Origin of the sequence: Xanthomonas fragariae (genome assembly GCF_900183975.1) — a bacterium.
Classification (GTDB): domain Bacteria; phylum Pseudomonadota; class Gammaproteobacteria; order Xanthomonadales; family Xanthomonadaceae; genus Xanthomonas; species Xanthomonas fragariae.
Genome location: NZ_LT853882.1, coordinates 1883490 through 1901529, shown reverse-complemented (window position 1 = coordinate 1901529; position 18040 = coordinate 1883490). Strand labels below are relative to the sequence as shown.

Annotated in this window: 16 protein-coding genes and 3 pseudogenes; 11 read left to right on the top strand and 8 right to left on the bottom strand. The window is 61.9% G+C overall.

Annotation, left to right across the window (positions count from 1 at the left end):
• Window positions 1-218: 218 nt before the first annotated feature.
• The 4 genes from PD885_RS08830 to PD885_RS08815 form a co-directional block, all read right to left on the bottom strand.
• Entirely contained in the window at window positions 219-1172 is a 954-nt protein-coding gene (locus tag PD885_RS08830) for a DUF1684 domain-containing protein (protein WP_002804450.1), read from the bottom strand.
• Window positions 1173-1260: 88 nt separating this feature from the next.
• On the bottom strand, window positions 1261-2133 hold the full coding sequence (locus PD885_RS08825) for a sulfurtransferase (RefSeq protein ID WP_002804449.1): 873 nt from the start codon (window positions 2131-2133) through the stop codon (window positions 1261-1263).
• Window positions 2130-2933, bottom strand: a complete 804-nt coding sequence (locus tag PD885_RS08820) for a CoA pyrophosphatase (protein WP_002804448.1) — start codon at window positions 2931-2933, stop codon at window positions 2130-2132. The genes PD885_RS08825 and PD885_RS08820 overlap by 4 nt, the downstream gene beginning before the upstream one ends.
• 121 nt (window positions 2934-3054) lie before the next feature.
• A complete protein-coding gene (locus tag PD885_RS08815; RefSeq protein WP_002804447.1) occupies window positions 3055-3753 on the bottom strand; it encodes an FKBP-type peptidyl-prolyl cis-trans isomerase N-terminal domain-containing protein in 699 nt (232 codons plus the stop codon).
• Between the two features lie 221 nt (window positions 3754-3974).
• Here PD885_RS08815 and PD885_RS08810 point away from each other — a divergent pair.
• From PD885_RS08810 to nth, 3 genes and pseudogenes are all read left to right on the top strand, one after another.
• Window positions 3975-4727 (top strand): annotated as a pseudogene (locus PD885_RS08810) (enoyl-CoA hydratase-related protein).
• Window positions 4724-5104 carry a hypothetical protein gene (locus tag PD885_RS08805; RefSeq protein ID WP_002804442.1) on the top strand — a complete coding sequence of 127 codons (381 nt, stop codon included), beginning with the start codon at window positions 4724-4726 and terminating at the stop codon, window positions 5102-5104. Before PD885_RS08810 ends, PD885_RS08805 begins: the two are co-directional and overlap by 4 nt.
• Entirely contained in the window at window positions 5101-5811 is a 711-nt protein-coding gene (gene nth, locus PD885_RS08800; RefSeq protein ID WP_002804441.1) for an endonuclease III, read from the top strand. Before PD885_RS08805 ends, nth begins: the two co-directional genes overlap by 4 nt.
• A gap of 177 nt (window positions 5812-5988) precedes the next feature.
• Here the strand turns inward: nth and PD885_RS08795 are convergent, their stop codons facing one another.
• Entirely contained in the window at window positions 5989-7557 is a 1569-nt protein-coding gene (locus PD885_RS08795; protein ID WP_002804440.1) for a SulP family inorganic anion transporter, read from the bottom strand.
• An 11-nt stretch (window positions 7558-7568) separates the two neighbouring features.
• Window positions 7569-8249: a carbonic anhydrase gene (locus PD885_RS08790; protein WP_002804439.1), complete on the bottom strand. Its 681-nt coding sequence runs from the start codon at window positions 8247-8249 to the stop codon at window positions 7569-7571.
• A gap of 57 nt (window positions 8250-8306) precedes the next feature.
• Between PD885_RS08790 and PD885_RS08785 the strand changes: the two genes are divergently transcribed.
• Window positions 8307-9113 carry an IS5 family transposase gene (locus tag PD885_RS08785; RefSeq protein ID WP_002802516.1) on the top strand — a complete coding sequence of 269 codons (807 nt, stop codon included), beginning with the start codon at window positions 8307-8309 and terminating at the stop codon, window positions 9111-9113.
• A 108-nt stretch (window positions 9114-9221) separates the two neighbouring features.
• On the opposite strand, the gene PD885_RS08780 is transcribed toward PD885_RS08785, so the two are convergent.
• A complete protein-coding gene (locus PD885_RS08780) occupies window positions 9222-9563 on the bottom strand; it encodes a hypothetical protein (RefSeq protein WP_002804438.1) in 342 nt (113 codons plus the stop codon).
• 142 nt (window positions 9564-9705) lie between these two features.
• Between PD885_RS08780 and PD885_RS08775 the strand changes: the two are divergent.
• Both PD885_RS08775 and pstS (PD885_RS08770) read left to right on the top strand, forming a co-directional pair.
• Window positions 9706-10344, top strand: a pseudogene (locus tag PD885_RS08775) (porin).
• Between the two features lie 158 nt (window positions 10345-10502).
• The gene (gene pstS / locus PD885_RS08770) at window positions 10503-11522 is read left to right on the top strand and encodes a phosphate ABC transporter substrate-binding protein PstS (protein WP_002804435.1); all 1020 of its coding nucleotides are present in this window, start codon (window positions 10503-10505) and stop codon (window positions 11520-11522) included.
• A gap of 184 nt (window positions 11523-11706) precedes the next feature.
• On the opposite strand, the pseudogene PD885_RS08765 reads toward pstS (PD885_RS08770), so the two are convergent.
• Window positions 11707-12922: pseudogene (locus PD885_RS08765) on the bottom strand (IS5 family transposase).
• Between the two features lie 292 nt (window positions 12923-13214).
• On the opposite strand from PD885_RS08765, the gene pstS (PD885_RS08760) reads away from it, so the two are divergent.
• The 5 genes from pstS (PD885_RS08760) (at window position 13215) to phoU (ending at window position 17947) form a co-directional block, all read left to right on the top strand.
• A complete protein-coding gene (gene pstS / locus PD885_RS08760; RefSeq protein ID WP_002804432.1) occupies window positions 13215-14306 on the top strand; it encodes a phosphate ABC transporter substrate-binding protein PstS in 1092 nt (363 codons plus the stop codon).
• A 111-nt stretch (window positions 14307-14417) separates the two neighbouring features.
• On the top strand, window positions 14418-15392 hold the full coding sequence (gene pstC, locus PD885_RS08755) for a phosphate ABC transporter permease subunit PstC (RefSeq protein ID WP_002804430.1): 975 nt from the start codon (window positions 14418-14420) through the stop codon (window positions 15390-15392).
• Window positions 15392-16255, top strand: coding sequence for a phosphate ABC transporter permease PstA (gene pstA / locus PD885_RS08750; RefSeq protein WP_002804429.1), 864 nt, complete (start codon window positions 15392-15394; stop codon window positions 16253-16255). The genes pstC and pstA overlap by 1 nt, the downstream gene beginning before the upstream one ends.
• Window positions 16256-16277: 22 nt before the next feature.
• Window positions 16278-17108, top strand: a complete 831-nt coding sequence (pstB, locus tag PD885_RS08745; protein WP_002804428.1) for a phosphate ABC transporter ATP-binding protein PstB — start codon at window positions 16278-16280, stop codon at window positions 17106-17108.
• A 128-nt stretch (window positions 17109-17236) separates the two neighbouring features.
• Window positions 17237-17947, top strand: coding sequence for a phosphate signaling complex protein PhoU (gene phoU, locus PD885_RS08740; protein WP_002804427.1), 711 nt, complete (start codon window positions 17237-17239; stop codon window positions 17945-17947).
• Window positions 17948-18040: the final 93 nt, after the last annotated feature.

The following is an 18040-nucleotide window of genomic DNA, read 5'->3' as shown; positions in this document are numbered from 1 at the left end:
CGACGCGAGCCGCAGGCAAAAGATCGAAGCGATTCTGCTCAGCACCAACACCCAACACTGTGTTTGCCCTCAGAGCGCAGCGTTGATGGAGCACCTAAGCGCACTGCCCTCGAACGACTGCAGTAGCCGCCAAGCAAGTAGGTTAGCGTTGTTGGCTGCACTGGATATTTGGGCAGATCGCTATGCGCAATGCATGTCTTTCCGGGTTTGCAGAGTGCTCAACGCTCCGCCGCGCGATAGGTCTTCTCGCCGGCAGTCACCGCTACATCCAGCCGGTTTTTAGGCGGTGCGATTGGGCAGACCACATGCGGCGTCAATGCGCACGGCGGATTTTCGGCCAGATTGAAATCAAGCACGACGTGGCCATCGTGCGGCAATGCGGTGTAGAGATAGCGTGCGCCGCCAAAACTTTCCTTGCCGCTGGTGCGATCGGCAAACAGGAAAAACAAACCGTTCCCATCCTCCTGCATTAGCGGCTGCAAGCGATATTCATGGCTATTGCGCGAGAACACCGCCTCACCTGGCACATCGACCGTGAGCGGCGTACCGATCGAGGTCAACAAGGTCGTTGTGCGTGGCGTCGAATAGGGATGCCACTGCGCCTGGATGCGCCACCGCGGATCGCTCGGGAAGTATTCCAACCCATCGAATTGCGTCAGCGCCGGTGCTGCGGGATCGCGGAAACGCCATCCGTACACGCTGCCGGTCTGCACCAGATAGAACTGCCGGCCGTCCACGTCCAGGCGATCGCCGCGCTGCCCTGCCCGCTCTGGTTCCAGCCGCTCACGATCGACGCGCTGCCCGTTCAAGGTCACCGACGTACCGGCCCCGGCCTGGAACTGCACGCGACCGTCGGCATCCAGCGTCAGCTGCCCCAATTGCGCAGGGCCGGCTGGCAGCACGATATCACTGTGCGGATCGCTGCCCACCTGGTAATGGCCCGCACGCACGCGACCGGAGCCGGTATAGCTCAACCAACCATCGGGTGCGCGCAAACGCGTCAGTCGTTGTGCACGCGCGCGCTCCAGCTCGACCTGATACGCCGCGTGCTCATCGCTTTGTCCACGACCGGCGATACGCGCATCGTTGACGCCCGCGGTCGACCCCGCCGAACAGGCAGCCATCAACCACGTCGCGACGCAAAGAACGCCGATTTGTAACTGCAACCGCATGAGTCACCCAGCACTGCAATAAACTGCGCTCCGCGCAGCGACCCTGCGTCCCCACAGGTCACCGCTCCTTCGGCTATTGTGCCCGCAATCAGGGAGCGGTCGCGACCGGACGCGCCGGGTCCTGCAACCAACCGCTCCAGGAACCAGCGTAAACGCGCGCGCCACACAACCCCGCCACTTCCAGGGCCAGCAGCAGATGGCAGGCAGTGACGCCCGATCCGCACATCACCACCGCCTGCTCGGGTCGATACGCGCCAAGCAGCGCAGACAGCTCGGTGCGCAGTTCGTCTGCCGGCTTGAAGCGGCCATCGCGGATGCTCAGACCCAGAGGGCGATTCACCGCACCCGGCACATGCCCGGCCACCGGATCGATCGGTTCGATCTCGCCGCGAAAGCGCTCGCCGGCCCGCGCATCCAGCAGCCAGCCAGGCGCCTGCTGCAGTCGCGCCAGAATCTGCTCGGCGTCCACCACGGCATCGGTGTCGAAGCAAGCGGGATAGGCGGGACTGTCGCTTACGTCAGGTTGCTCGGTGCTCTCCGGCAATCCGGCAACGCGCCAGGCGGCCAATCCACCATCCAGCACCGCCACGCGACGATGTCCCATCAGCCGCAGCATCCACCACGCACGCGCCGCCGCCATGCTGCCATCGCCCGCGTCGTAGACCACCACCTGGTGGTCCGGATCGATGCCCCACTCGCCCAGGCGCTGCGCGAACGTTTCGCTGTGCGGCAACGGATGCCGCCCCTGTGCAGACCGCGACAGATCGGCCAGATCGTGGTCGAGATTGGCGTAATACGCGCCGGGCAAATGCCCCTTCGCGTAAGCCTTGCGTGCCGCATCCGGGTCCGGTGCGGTCGGCGGCGCAGCGCGCGCGTCCAGCAGACGCACATGCGGATGCCGCAGCATGGCCGCCAAGGTGGCGCTATCGACCAGTGTGGTCCAGTTCGGATCGGCGCTCATGCAACCTGCTCCAGGCGACGACGAAGATTGAGAAGAATGGCCGCAGTGGCGCCCCAGATGCGATGCCCCGGCCAGTCGTATTCGAGGACGCGGCGGGGCCGGCCGTGAAATTCCAGCTCCACGCTGCGCAAATTGTCCGGGTCCATCAGGTAGGCCAGCGGCACTTCGAACACATCGGCCACCTCGTCTGGTTGCGGCACTGCCACGAACGCCGGGTCGATCACCGCCACGACCGGCGTGACCCGAAATCCACTGACGGTCAGAAACGGATCCAGGTAGCCCATCGCATGCACATGCTGTGCGCTCAGTGCGATTTCCTCGCAGCTCTCGCGTAACGCGGCAGCGGCCGCATCGGCATCGTACGGCTCCATGCGCCCGCCCGGGAAGCTGACCTGCCCGGCGTGATGACGCAGGCTTTCGGTGCGCCGGGTCAGCAGCACCATGGTGCCGTGTTCGCGCGCTACCAGGCCGCACAGCACGGCCGCTTCGGCAGACGCGCCGCCTTCGGTGAGGTCGATCAGTTCGGCATGGTTCCAGCCCGGCCCGTCCGGCGGGGTATCCAATGGATACAGCGCGCGCCGCAGCTGCATATATTCCGGCAGCCGCGCGGTCAAGGCGCGTGCAGGCAGGACCGTGTGCAGATACTCCCGGCGTTCGGCGTCGCTCATGCTCATCCAGCGTGCAATTTCATCCAGGCTACGCAGGCAGCCGACACAGTGCGACTGCGCGTCCAAAGAACATACACCGATACACGGGCTGGGCAGCACACCAGTGTTGCAACCTGACTTGGTATCGGTCATCGCCCGCTCCTGCAGCTGCCGCGTCGTCTCATCAATTTCTTCAGACAAACCAGGCAATCAGTGGACCAAAACGACAACGCCGGCTTGGTGGCCGGCGTTGTCACAGCAACATCAGACGCAATTACTTGACGCTGACCAGCTTGATCTCGAACTGCACAGCCACGTTCGGCGGAAACGGGGTACGCGGGTCGGCACCGTAGGCCTTCTCAGGCGGCAGGGTCACCTCCCACTTGGAACCGGTCGGCATCTGCAGCAGCGTGTCGCGCATGGCCTGCATTTCCACTTCGCTGACCTTGATGGCCGGGATCTGCTGCGCCGGACGTGCCTTCTCGCGGTCTCCGAAGGGGAACGGGCCTGCCACTTCCAGCTGCACGGTGCTGGCCTGAGTCGGCTTGGCACCTTTGCCCGCTTCGATCACGCGATACTGCACGCCGCTCGGCAGCGTCTGCACGCCAGCGGTGCCCTTGTTTTTGGCCAGGAACTGGTCGCTCTTGGTTTTGTTGGCAGCAGCGGCCTTGTCGTATTCGGCCTTGGCCTGCTGGGCGCGGCCCTGCTCACGCTTCTGGAACGCTTCGACCACCGGCTTGAGCTGGTCGGCAGTGACCGCCGGCTTCTTCTTGGCATAGGCGTCCTGCAGACCCTTTACCACCGAGTTGATGTCGATCTGTTCGCCGCGGCCGGTAAGCTCGGCAATGTTGGTACCGTACTCATAGCCGAAGTAGTAGCTCAAGTTAGTCTTTTCGGACGTCGTGTCCTGGGCCAGTGCATTGCCCGTCAGGGCCAGGGCCGCCACGGCGACCGCAATAGAACGCAACTTCATCAAACAATTCTCCAGGGTGGGGGCACAGGACGGATCTGCCGCCTGAGATGACGGGCTAGGATAGCGGCCGCGATGCGGAACCGCTACTTATCGCGAAAGCTAGGAACCGCAAGGCTTTCGGACGTTCCGTATTTACTAATTTTTTACGTTCTCAAAGATTTCCGTGTCCAATCACGTCATTTCACGTCAGTCTGATTGCCTACCGAGCCAGTGTGCGCACGATGACGGTCAACCGGCCGGACAAACTGAACGCTTGCTTGAACCGGGAAATTATGCATGCGCTGAACCAAGCCTTTCTGGAAGCGGCAGCCTCGGACGACGAGGTGCGCGCAGCGATTCTCACCGGCGCCGGCCCAAAGGCCTCCGGCGCCAGCGTAGACATCGCTGAAATGGGCGACCTTTCGGCGATGCAGGGCCGCAAATTCTGTTTGCTGAACTAGCAGCTGATGCGCCGGATCGAACGCATGCCCAAGCCGGTGATCGCGATGGTCAACGGCGTTGCGCTCTGCGACGGATTGGAGCTGGCAATGGCCTGCCATCTGCGCATCGCAGCGGCAACCGCATGGCTGGGACAGCCGGAAATCAATTCAGCCGTGATCCCTGGCTCCGGCGGCACCAAGCGCCTGCTGCGCCTGACCGGACGCGCCGTAGCGTTGGAGCTGTGCCTGCTCGGCATGCGGATTGATGCAGCGCGCGCGCTGCAGCCGGGCCTGGTCCATCGTGTCCTCGAGCCAGAGGCATTGCAGGCAGACACCCTGGCGGTTGGCTCAGCGTCTGGCTGCCGCCGCACCACTGGCCCTGGGCGGCATTCTGGACGCGGTGGTGTTCGGCGGCCAGTGCGCGATCGAAGAAGGATTGCAGCTGGAAACAGCGGAATTTGCGCTGCTGTTCGCCAGCGACGACATGTGCGAAGGTACCCGCCCGTTTCTCGATAAGCGCCCGCCCAGTTCCGCAATCGCCGATCATCGCCATGACGCTCGACTCCACACCGGCACCGCGCCCACTGCCGCTGCAATTATTCGACTGCGTGCAAGCAGACGATCTCGATCGCGCATTGGCACTAGGTCTAATGGATTACCTGCCCGATCCGCACCACGACGCGCTGGACGCAACCTGCCCGCATGTGTGCGCTGTGTTGCTCGCTGCACAACAGCGTCTACACGACGCCTGGGCCGCACGCGAACGTTATCGCGCGCGCGCTGCGCGCCTGCAACGCCGTGCTGCCGAACGCGATGCCGGCCGCACACCCGCGCCCGCACCAAGCCAACCAGCGGCGCCTGCGCTGCCGCCGCTGGCTGCTGCCATCCTCGCGCGTGCCAAGGCCAAGGCCGCCGGTGGAGCGCAGCCATGAACGCGACAACGTCGACCCCGCCGGCACGTCGCGGCAGCAGCATGCGAAAACCGGAAATACAGGAAATGTTCGCGCGCCTGCGCGAACTCAATCCACACCCGACCACCGAACTGGAATACACCACGCCGTTCGAGTTATTGATCGCCGTTCTGCTCTCGGCGCAGGCCACGGATGTCGGCGTCAATAAAGCCACCCGCAAGCTGTATCCCGTGGCCAATACGCCGCGCGACATTCTCGATCTCGGCGAAGAAGGCCTGAAGCGCTACATCGCCACCATCGGTTTATTCAACGCCAAGGCCAAAAACGTCATCGCCACTTGCCGCATTCTGCTGGAGCAATACGGTGGCGAAGTGCCGCACGACCGCACTGCGCTGGAAGCGTTGCCTGGCGTGGGCCGCAAGACCGCAAACGTGGTGCTCAATACTGCGTTCGGCGAACCCACCATGGCAGTGGACACGCATATCTTTCGCGTCTCCAATCGTACCGGCCTTGCACCGGGCAAAGACGTGCGCGCGGTCGAAGACAAACTGGTGAAGGTCATTCCCGCCGAGTTTTTGCACGACGCACACCACTGGCTGATTCTGCACGGCCGCTACGTATGCAAGGCACGCAAACCGGATTGCCCGGGCTGCGTGATCCACGATCTATGCCGCTATCGCGACAAGACCGTTTCGCCCTTCGAACGGCCGACAACTCAACGTGGCTGATACGATCTGGAAGGTCATCACAACGACTGCGCAGCGCACAGCCGTGAGCTTTTTAGGCACATCGCATCGGCTAACGCCGAGCCGGGCTTTTGCGGTTCACGATTCCCGATTCCCGATTCCCGACCATCGAAAAATCGCGACCGGGCAATACGTCTTTCGGGGCCATGCATCAGTAGGTTACGCAGCCTTCGCTTGCTCGACGCGCTGTTCGACCAGCGCGTTTTCCAGCGTCGGTTGACCTTCGACGCGTCGATCCAACTCTTTCCAGTCCACCACCAGCTCGCACCCGCGCGAGGCCGCATTCCGGCTCCAGTCGCGCAACAACTCGATGCAGGCATGATCAACATGGTGCAGCTTGGCCACGTCCAGATGCAGTGCGGTGTTCGGCGGCACGCTTTCCAGCGTACGCGCCATCGCCGGCACCTTCAGGAACGTTGCCGAACCCTGCAGGGTCAGATGCATCTCGTCCTTCTTGTCCGCGTGCTCACTCACGTGCACCTTCAAACGCGAGGAATGCAGCGCAAGACGGAACAGCGACAGACCAAAACCGATCAGCACACCGGTCAGCAGGTCGGTTGCCACGATCGCAAAGGTGGTCGCCAGGTAAATCGCCGCAGTGCCACGACCATAGGTCGCCAGCTCCTTGACCTGCCCGATCTTGATCATCTTCACGCCCGTGTAGACCAGGATACCAGCCAGACACGCCACCGGCGTCATCCGCAACAGCCACGGCACAAGCAAGGCGAACACCAGCAACCAGCTGCCATGAAGGATGGTAGACATGCGCGTTGCCGCACCGGCCTGCACATTGGCCGCACTGCGCACGATCACGCCGGTCATCGGCAAGGCACCCAGAAAACCGCACAGCATGTTGCCCACGCCCTGCGCCGCCAGCTCACGGTCGTACTGCGTCCGTGCGCCCTGATGCATACGATCCACCGCCGCCGCCGATAGCAGCGTTTCGGCGCTGGCGATAAAGGCAAAGGTCACCGCAGACACCAACAATGTGGCGTTGAATACGCCAAAGATGTCGGAGAAGCTGAGGATGGTGATCGCAGAGAACAGGTTGGCCGGAACATCGACCTTGTTGACGTTCACACCCTGCAGCTGCACGGTTGCTGTGACCACGACCACCGCGATCAATGCACCCGGCAGGGACCGCAGACGCTGCGGACGCAGCGTGTCCCACGCCACGATGATGCCGATGGTGGCCAGACCCACAAATAATGCGGTGCGGCCGGTGCCCTCGGTGATCGCCTGCCATAACACGGCCGGCAATGCAGCGAAGTTTTCCAGACCGCGCGCCTTGGGGGCGGCATCCATCAACACGTGCGCCTGCGAGGCCACGATCAGGATGCCGATACCCGACAACATGCCGGCCACCACGGCCGGCGATGTCATTCGGAACCACACACCTGCCCGGCACAGGCCGGCCACCAACTGGATCGCACCAGCGACCAGGATCACCGGCCCGAGCACGGCGACGCCGTGCTCACGCACCAGTTCGAACACCAACACGGCCAGGCCGGCGGCCGGCCCGCTCACCTGAAAAGGAGAGCCCGCCAGAAAGCCAACGAGCAGTCCGCCGATGATGCCGGTGATCAGGCCTGTGGCCGGCGGCATGCCGGATGCGATCGCAATACCCATGCACAACGGGAGCGCGACGAGAAAGACCACGACAGACGACAACAAATCGCGCCCGAACAGTCCCTGACGGAAATATCCGCCGATATCTGATGCATTCATGATCGGCTCCGTCAGGCGAGTTCGGCGCGCGCGACTTGCTGCAGTCGCGGACGTGGGGTGGCTTCGGGGGTGTCGTCCGCCAATAACGGACGGAAGCCCCCCTTCTCGGCATCGAAGGCGCTGATCTCGCCATGGGCGATGTCGTAGATCCAGCCGTGGATACGCAAGGTGCCTGCAGCAAGACGTGCTGCAACCACCGGCTGCGCACGCAGATGGTCCAGCTGCGAGACCACGTTCTCTTCGGTCATGCAGCTCAGCGCTTCCTGACTGTGCGGATCGTGCCCGTGATGGGCAGTGACATGACGCGCTGCATCGGTGTGCTTGAGCCACGCTGCCACAGAAGGAACGTCTTCCAACGATTCCGGCTTGAGCACAGCCTTCATCGCGCCGCAGTCGGTATGACCGCAGATCACGATGTGGCGCACGCCCAGTACCGCGATGGCGTATTCAATCGCTGCAACCACGCCACTGACGTGCTGGGAGTAAGGCCGCACCACATTGCCGATGTTGCGATAGACGAACAATTCGCCGGGCTGCGCGGAGAAAATCAGTTCCGGCATGACGCGCGAATCGGCGCAGGTAATGAACAGGGTGTGCGGACTTTGGCCGCCGGCCAGTTCCTGAAAACGCGCACTCTGGCGCGGATACACTTCCTTGCGGAAATGACGAAAACCTTCTAGCAAACTTTTCATGAGAGATACCTTTAGAGCGTGTTATGAACTTTGCCCTTGTCACGCTAACGTATACGGATGAAGCCTCGTAAGCCTTATTCCACCGATATTTCGGACGAAGAATGGGCCTTTGCGGCTCCCTATTTGACGCTGATGGATGTGCAGGCACCGCAGCGCAAGTATGAGCTACGCGCGATGTTCAACGCACTGCGGTGGATCGCGCGCGCCGGCGCACCATGGCGATTGCTTCCCAACGATTTTCCGCCCTGGGAAGCGGTGTATCAGCAAACACAGCGCTGGCTGCAAGCGGGCTGCTTTGAGGCCATGGTCAGTGATCTACGCTCACTCTTGCGTGTGGCGCAAGGGAAAAAAGGCCAGCCGAGCGCGGTCATTTTCGATGCTCGCACGCTGCAGTCCACCTGCGAAAGCGGGCCGCGTGCTGGATACGATGGCTATAAACGCAAGAAAGGCAGCAAGGTACACATGGCCGTCGATACGCTTGGACATCTGCTCGCTGTCCAGGTGACGCCGGCTAATGAGCAGGAGCGCGCGCAAGTCCGATCGTTGGCACAAGAGGTACAACACGTGACCGGTGAAACGGTCAAGATCGCCTTTGTTGATCAGGGCTACACCGGTCAAGAACCGGCGCAGGCGGCCACGGAAGAAGGCATTGAGTTGCAAGTGATCAAGCTGCAAGAAGCGAAAAAAGGCTTTGTCTTGCTGCCGCGCCGTTGGGTTGTCGAGCGCAGCTTCGGATGGGCCAATCGTTTCAGACGGCTGGCACGCGACTACGAGCGATTGCCGGAAACCTTGGCCGGTTTGCACTTCGTCGTCTTCACGATCCTGATGCTTGGAAATGCAGCCACCCTCTTTCAAAGTTCATAACACGCTCTAGGCAATACGGTGCCATCCGCGTCGCAAACCGCGAATGGCAAAGACGAAAAAATTAAAAGGATCCGGTGCGCAGCACCGGTTGACGCGACAAACGGACGATCAGGCGCGCAGTGCGTTAGGAGGGCGCAGTTGCGGGATCAGGTCGCGTTTTTGAGATGCCGGCGCGTAGTGCGCGTACCAACAGGGGGAATACCAAGCGAACATCAACCACGCTTGGGAAAGCAAGGGGATGTCGTCTGCAGGATGTGTATCGACCTCGGTCTGTGCGTCTGCGTCGTCCTGAAGATTGTCTGCTGCATCGCGTTGTTCGCCAGCATCGACCATCACTGCCATGCCCTCGCCCACAAACGCATCATGGATGCGCGTGTGCGCATTGGCTGCCGACCACGCGGTAAGCGCGAACAGGCAGACTAACAGCGAGTGGAATAATCGAAGAAGCATAGCCTCGAAGCTAACAATTTAGAACGCGCCTGCGCAAGTGGTGCGCGCACAGGGCCTGATGGGCCGAGCGACGCGAAGTTGCCGTATTAACGAAAATTTCACACTATAGCCTGCACTCACTTTTTCAGGCCGCAAGGCACACTTGAAACTTCCTTCTACCCTGCTCGGCTCCGCCGTGCTGCTGGCATTGGCCGCGCCCGCCGCCCAGGCTGAAACCGCCATTGATGTGATCGGCGGCTCGGAGATCTCGTTGGATAGCTTGGTCCAGGCCGACGGCGGCAATTGGTCCCACAACGATATGCGAGCCCTCAACAGCCCGATCGGCTCCAATGGCGACAATTCCGAATTCAGCACCCGTCGCGCCGAACTGCTGCTCAGTGTCAAGGGCCCAGGAAATTTTGAGTGGGCCGCCGGTTACGACCCGAGCGTAAGGCCGGCGTGCCGACCACTCCACTGCCGAACGAGCCGGCCTCGGGCCTGTGATAGCTGGCGATGCGCTACGACACCATGGACCTCAACGATGGTCACCTGGTCCCAACGGCGCCACTGCGTTCGCGGACGGCGTACTGGGCGGCAAGATGACATGTGGACGATCGGCACCAACTGATACTGGCGCTCCAACGCCACGTTCCCGCTCAACTACGCGAAGAAGGTGGCAAGCCCCCGTTACAAAAGCGCCACAAGTGGCCTGATCGACGACAACCCGTCGATCACCGAAGCACGTGCGCAATATTTATTGGTACATGAGTGCCGGCGCGGCCGCCGCGTTGCGCTTGGCTGAGCGCTTGCGGCAGCTGCACCGCCCTGCCCGACCGTGGAGGCGCGCTCACGCCACGCCGTCATTGCCCTGTCATCTCTCCGACACCGAGCGGTCATGCCGCTGCTCTGCAATGGCACGATTGCTGGACGTTCTCATCCCTACGCTACAGGAGCTGTTCCGTGGTCCACTCCTTGAAGACCCGTCTGGCCGTCGGCGTGCTCGCCGCCTCGTTGGCACTGTGCGCCCAAGCCGCCGATGTGACCGGCGCCGGTGCTTCGTTTATTTATCCGGTAATGTCCAAGTGGTCGGCCGACTACAACGCCGCCACCAAGAAGCAAGTCAACTATCAATCGATCGGTTCGGGCGGCGGCATTGCCCAGATCAAGGCGGCCAGCGTGGATTTCGGCTCGTCGGATGCGCCGCTCAAACCGGAAGAATTGGCCGCCGCCGGCTTGGCGCAGTTCCCTTCGGTCATCGGCGGCGTGGTGCCGGTGGTCAACGTGCCTGGTATCGCAGCCGGCGCGCTCAAGCTGGATGGCAAAACCCTGGGCGACATTTTCCTGGGTAAGGTGAGCACCTGGAACGATCCGGCGATCACCGCGCTCAATCCGGGCGTGAAGCTGCCGGAGGGCAAGATCACCGTGGTGCACCGCTCCGATGGTTCGGGCACCAGCTTCAACTTGACCAACTATCTGTCCAAGGTCAATCCGGACTGGAAGAGCAAGGTCGGCGAAGGCACTACCGTGCAGTGGCCGACCGGCATCGGCGGCAAGGGCAACGAGGGTGTGGCCGCTTACGTGAAGCAGATCAAAGGCGGTATAGGCTACGTCGAGCTGTCGTATGCGCTGCAGAACAAGATGGCCTACACCGCGATGAAGAATGCTGCCGGCAAGTTCGTGCAGCCGTCCGATGAGACCTTTGCCGCCGCCGCCAATAGCGCCGATTGGGGCAACAGCAAGGACTTCTATCTGGTGATGACCAATGCCGCAGGCGACAACGCCTGGCCGATCACTGCGACCAACTTCATCCTGGTGCAGAAGAAACCGAAGAACCCGGCCGGCCTCAAAAACACGCTGGAGTTCTTCCGCTGGGTTTACAGCAAGGGCGATGCGCAGGCCAGGCAGCTGGATTACGTGCCACTGCCGGCCAGCCTGGTGACCCAGATCGAAGGCTATTGGGCCAAGAATCTGCCCCACTAAGAGTGGCCATCAGGACTACTGCACCACCGCCAGGCGGACGCGGCTCGGGGTGTCCTTAATCGTTATTTAGGGCTCGTAATACTGCGGTTCTGAGCGCCGTTCGCGCCCAGTAGACTACTGCTCGCTACGGTTTGTGAGCCACTCCAGGACGTTGAGATACGTAGTCGTCCCTGAAAAATCCCCTTCAAGCGCCAAGTGCCGTCGGTGACAGCGGCACAGCACTCAAGGATGACCATCCCATCGCCCGCATCCAGGCACGCAAAACGCGATCCAGCGCAGCAGCCAGCGCAGGTTGTAGCCGGCCGCGCAGCCGAGCACGTGCAGCGCATCGCCTTGGGCACCTTTCAGCCTGCAGCGACGCAAATCGCCACCGTCGGTTCTACGCTCACATCCTGCAGCAACCCGCGTGTCTGCTCCAGCTGCTCGGCCAAGGTATCGCCGCCGTACGGGTTGCCCGGGAAGCTGCGCGCACCCACGACCAATCCCTTGCAGGCGGTGACCGCAATGCCGACCTTGACACAGAATTCGTACGCTTGACGCGCCTTGCCCTTGCCGATGCATTCCACTTCCGGGGCATGCAATGCGTACAGTTTTTGTTTGTCCTTCAGACGCTGCGTGTACAGCCGTTGCGCACGTTCCAGCCAGACAGCGATGCGCTCGCGCACGCCGGTGTTTACCTGATCGAGTTTGCGTTGGATGTCGCGCACGAGCCGTCCCAGCACTGTGCGTTGACGTCGCAGCACGCGCTGCATCCGCTTGAACTGGCGCGCATGCGCATACCGACCTGCCTTGCGGCTCAGGGCCGGGCCTTGCCGCGCGTAGCTCTGCCGCAATCCGATGCCGTGCCGCTTGGCCAGTAACACCAGCTTCTTGCGTGCCACCTCCAGCAAACGGCTGTCGGTCGGATAGGCGATCGCCTTTTCCTGCACCGTGGTGTCCACGATCACCCGCGACAACTCGCGTGCGTCCACCGCCTGCATCGCATGCGCGGCGTTGATGGTGTGCGCCAACAGCTCTTCCATCCCGGCCTCACCCAGGCGCTGCCGCCAGCGCGTCAGCGAGCTGGCATCGCACGGCAAACGCGTCTGGAACACGACCTCACCGGTGAAGAACTGCCAGTACGGATTCTCCAGCCAGCGCTCGCACACCGCTTCATCGGACAGGTCGTAGGCGTGTTTGAGGTAGAGCAAACCGGCAATCAGCCGCACCGGCAATGCCGGCCGACCGCCACCGGCCTGGGTGGCCGGCAAGCGCGATGAAAGTGCTTGCTCCAACGCCGTCCACGGCATCCGTTGGCTCAGCCGCGCCAGCGGATGACGCAGATCGATCTGGTTCTCCAGCCGCGAACGAAACAACTCGTCGGCGGGTCTGTCTTCGGCAGCAGGACGGCGTGTACGCATGGGCGGAAATTGCAAGAAACCAGCCTTCAGCGTAGCGAACACTGGTAGTTCTGGCACGCCGGAGAAGACATCAAGGCCTTGCGGTCGTTGGGTGGTTGGGGTTTTTCAGGGGCGACTACGTACAGAACGACGCCGTCTCTCCCACCGGCATTGGCACCGGGACGCGGCCTTACGGGGCCGCGTCTTCTTTTGTGATATCTTCGCCAGAAGGCACTGTCATGCACGCGTAACAAAAACATCATTTCATAGCGTGGTCTGCCGGACATCCGGCCAATCCAGCCTCGGAGCTTCTATGAAACTGCAGTCGGCCAGCCTGACCGCCCTGTCTCTCACCATCGCCCTCGCCCTGGCCGCGTGCTCGCCCGGCAAGGACGCGCAGTCCGGCGACGCCGCAAAGGGTGCTCCAAGCGCAGGTACCACTGCCAGCAACAGCAAGAGCGCTGAAATCTCCGGCGCCGGTGCATCCTTCATCTACCCGCTGATGTCCAAGTGGTCGGCCGACTACAACGCCGCCACCAGCAACAAGGTGAACTACCAGTCGATCGGTTCCGGCGGCGGAATTGCGCAGATCAAGGCCGGCACCGTGGATTTCGGTTCGACCGATAAGCCGCTGGACAGCACCGAATTGCAGCAGGCCGGCCTGGGCCAGTTCCCGTCGGCGATCGGCGGCGTGGTGCCGGTGGTGAATCTGGAAGGCATCACACCGGGCAAGCTGCGGCTGACCGGCGCGCTGCTGGGCGACATCTTCCTGGGCAAGGTCACCATGTGGAACGACGCGGCGATTGTCGCAGCCAATCCGGGCGTGACCCTGCCGGCCACCAAGATCAATCTGGTACATCGCTCGGAGGGTTCGGGCACCACGTTCAACTTCTCCAACTACTTGTCCAAGGTCAGCCCGGAGTGGAAAAGCAAGGTCGGCGAAGGCACCTCCGTGCAGTGGCCGGGTGGCGTTGGCGGCAAGGGTAACGAAGGCGTGGCCTCGTACGTGCAGCAGATCAAGGGCTCAATCGGTTACGTCGAACTGGCTTACGCGCTGCAGAATAAGATGCCGTATACCTCGATGCAAAACGCAGCCGGCCAGTGGGTCGAACCGAATGCCGAGAGCTTTGCAGCCGCGGCTGCCAGCGCCGATTGGGCCAACGCCAAGGATTTCAACCTGGTGATCACCAACGCACCAGGCCAGAAGGCATGGCCGATCACCGCGACCAACTTCATGCTGATGCACAAGCAACCCAAGGATGCCGCGCGCAGCAAGGCGACGCTGGACTTCTTCAAGTGGGCGCTGGAAAACGGCCAAGCCCAGGCCAGCGAACTGCATTACGTGCCGCTGCCGCCAGAGCTGGTGAAGCAGATCGAGGCCTACTGGGGCAGCGAGTTCAAGTGATGCCCTGCACCCGCCGATGCGGCGGGTTGCGCTGCGGTGAGGTACCTGCAGGTGCCTCACCGTGCCTGCTGTCTCACGCTCCCGCCGTTGCGCGGTGACGAGTCCAATCGAATGAATGCCACCGCAATTCCTGAAGCGATGACCGCGCCACGCGGCCGCGATCTGCGCGATGCACGCGCAGATCGCCTGTTCAAGCTTGCGCTGGCCACCACGGTCGTTTTCGTCCTGTTGGCGCTCGGCAGCGCTGCGCTATCGATGCTGTGGGGCGGGCGCCATGTCCTGCAGATGCAGGGCCTGAGCTTTTTCTATTCTGCCGACTGGAATCCGGTCGAAAACAAATACGGCGCACTGGCGCCGATCTACGGCACCTTGGTCACCGCGTTGATCGCGATGGTAATCGCGATACCGGTGAGTTTCGGTATCGCATTCTTCCTCACCGAAGTTTCGCCGCGCTGGTTACGCGGCCCGGTCGGCACGGCGATCGAATTGCTGGCCGGCATCCCTTCGATCATCTACGGCATGTGGGGCCTGTTCGTGCTGGTGCCGGTGATGACAGAGCACGTGACACCATGGCTCAACGATCACCTCGGAACATTGCCGTTGATTGGCCCGCTGTTTCAAGGGCCGCCGCTGGGGATCGGTTTGCTCACCGCAGGTTTCGTGCTGGCAATCATGGTGATTCCGTTTATCTCTTCGGTGATGCGCGAAGTGTTCCTGACAGTGCCGACGCGTTTGAAGGAATCGGCGTATGCGCTGGGTTCGACCAAGTGGGAAGTCAGCTGGGACATCGTGCTGCCTTACACCCGCTCTGCGGTGATCGGCGGCGTATTTCTGGGCCTAGGCCGTGCGCTCGGCGAAACCATGGCGGTGGCCTTCGTGGTCGGCAACACGGTGCGGTTGTCGCCGTCGCTGCTGGAGCCCGGCACCACCATTGCTGCGTTGATCGCCAATGATTTCGGCGAGGCTACCGAGACCTATCGTTCGGCCTTGTTGCTGCTGGGCTTTGTGCTGTTCATCGTGACCTTTATCGTGCTGGCGATTGCGCGCTTCATGTTGATGCAGCTGTCGCGTCGGGAGGGCAACTGATGTCGTCTGTCTCGCAATCCCTCTACAACCGCCGCCGCGTGACCAATGTCGTTGCGCTGCTGCTGTCGTGCGTCACCGCGTTGTTCGGGTTGTTGTTCCTGGCCTGGATTCTGTGGACCTTGTTGTCCAAAGGCGTGCCGGGCATCGACCTCAATCTGTTTACCAAGATGACTCCGCCGCCGATGCAGGAAGGCGGTTTGCTGAATGCTTTCTTCGGCAGTGCGGTGATGTGCGGCCTGGCGCTGGCGATCGGCACGCCGCTGGGTATTGCAGCAGGCACCTGGTTGGCCGAGTACGGCAATGCACGCAAGGCCGGTTTGGTGGTGCGCTTTGTCAACGACATTCTGTTGTCGGCGCCGTCGATCGTGCTCGGCCTGTTCGTGTACACGCTGTACGTGATGCAGACCGGCGGGCGCTTTTCGGCGTTTGCTGGCGCGCTCTCGCTGGCCTTTATCGTGTTGCCGGTAGTAGTACGCACCACAGACGAAATGCTGCGGCTGGTGCCGGCGCAGATGCGCGAGGCGGCGTTGTCGCTGGGCATTCCGCAGTGGAAGGTCACCGTGCAGGTGCTGTATCGCAGCGCCTCGGCCGGCATCCTCACCGGCATCCTGCTTGCGCTGGCACGCATCAGCGGCGAAACCGCGCCGCTGCTGTTCACCGCCTTCGGCAATCAATACTGGAACAGCAATATCTTTCAGCCGATGGCCAGCGTGCCGGTGATCATGAATCAGTTCGCCGGTAGCCCCTACGAAACCTGGCAAACCCTGGCCTGGGCCGGTGCACTGGTGTTGACGGTGTTCGTGTTCTTGGTGAGCCTGGGTGCACGTGCTCTGCTCTTGCGCAACAAGATTTCCAATGACTGACCTTTCCCTCCGGACACCAGACATGAACGATCTCCAAAACGCCAAGCCGATGCATCGCATCGCTGTTCGGGCCGCCAAGGGGGCGCCGACGGCGCAGGCGCCGGTGAAGGTGGCCGCACGCAATCTGGATTTTTATTACGACAAATACCACGCGCTCAAGAGCATCAACATTGAGATTCCGGAAAAGCGCGTCACCGCGTTGATCGGTCCCTCTGGTTGCGGCAAGTCGACGTTGCTGCGCATCTTCAACCGTATCTACGCGCTGTATCCGAAGATGGAGGCGCGTGGCGAAGTGCTGCTGGATAACGAAAACATCCTGTCGCCGAAGTACCCGATGAACCGCTTGCGCAGCAAGGTCGGCATGGTGTTCCAGAAGCCGGTGCCGTTTCCGATGACGATCTTCGAAAACGTCGCCTACGGCATTCGTCACCACGAAAAACTGTCCAAGGCCGACATGCAGAACCGTGTCGAGCAGGCACTGCGTCAAGGCGCGCTGTGGGACGAGGTCAAAGACAAGCTGGGGCAAAGTGCGTTGGGGCTGTCCGGCGGTCAACAGCAGCGTTTGTGCATTGCACGTGCGGTTGCGCTGCGTCCGGACGTGTTGTTGCTGGACGAACCGACCTCGGCGCTGGATCCGATTTCTACCAGCCGCATCGAGCAGTTGATGGAAGAGCTCAAGCGCGAGTACACCATCGTGATCGTGACCCACAACATGCAGCAGGCTGCGCGCGTGTCCGACTACACTGCCTTCATGTATCTGGGCGATCTGATCGAACACGACCGCACTGGAACGATTTTTTCCCAACCGTCCAAGCAGCAAACCGAGGACTACATCACCGGCCGCTTCGGTTGATGTAAGGCGATTCATCGCAGCGTTGCATTGAAGCAGCTCCGCCGCACCCTCGCCTGCACAACGCCCACCGCGTGCAATGTCGCCAAGATAGCGGCGGACATCCACCACTGCCACGAATCGAGATCACGATGACCCAGCACCTCAACGACCATATCGTCAAAAGTTACGACGAGGAGCAGCACCGTCTTGTCGCCGAGATCCTGCGCATGGGCGACACAGCGGTGGCGCAGCTGGAGGCCGCACTGGATGTGGTGGAACGTCGCGATGACCATGCAGCGCATCGCATTGTGGTCAACGACGAAGCGATCGATGCGCTCGAGCATGCGATCAGCCATGACGTGATGCGTCTGGCCCTGCGTGGTCCGATGGCACGCGACCTGCGCGAAATTCTCGCCGGCCTGCGCATTCCGGCCGATATCGAACGCATCGGCGATTACGCGGCCAACGTGGCCAAGCGCTCGATCGCGCTCAATTCCGCACCGCCCCTGCCGCAGACGGTCGGCCTTCGGGCACTTGGTCAGATGGCTGCCACCGCAGTGCGCGACGCTGTGCAGGCATATCGCGACAAGGACGCCAATGCGGCCATCCGTGTACGCGACGAAGATGCGCGCTTGGACGCGCAATACACTGCGCTGTTCCGCGAATTGCTGACTTACATGATGGAAGATCCGCGCAATATCACCCCGTGCACGCATCTGCTGTTCATGGCCAAGAATCTGGAACGCATCGGCGACCACGCCACCAATATCGCCGAGAACGTCTGGTTCCTGGTGCATGGCGAGCAGCCGCTGCCGCCGCGACTGAAGCGCGACGACACCAGCACAACTGGCGTCATCTGACCGACAGCGGCGTGTCGATGACGTTGTCGGCACGCGACAAAACCGGCTACCACGCTTTATTTCATCACGTATTTCAGCTTCCAGTAACTACCG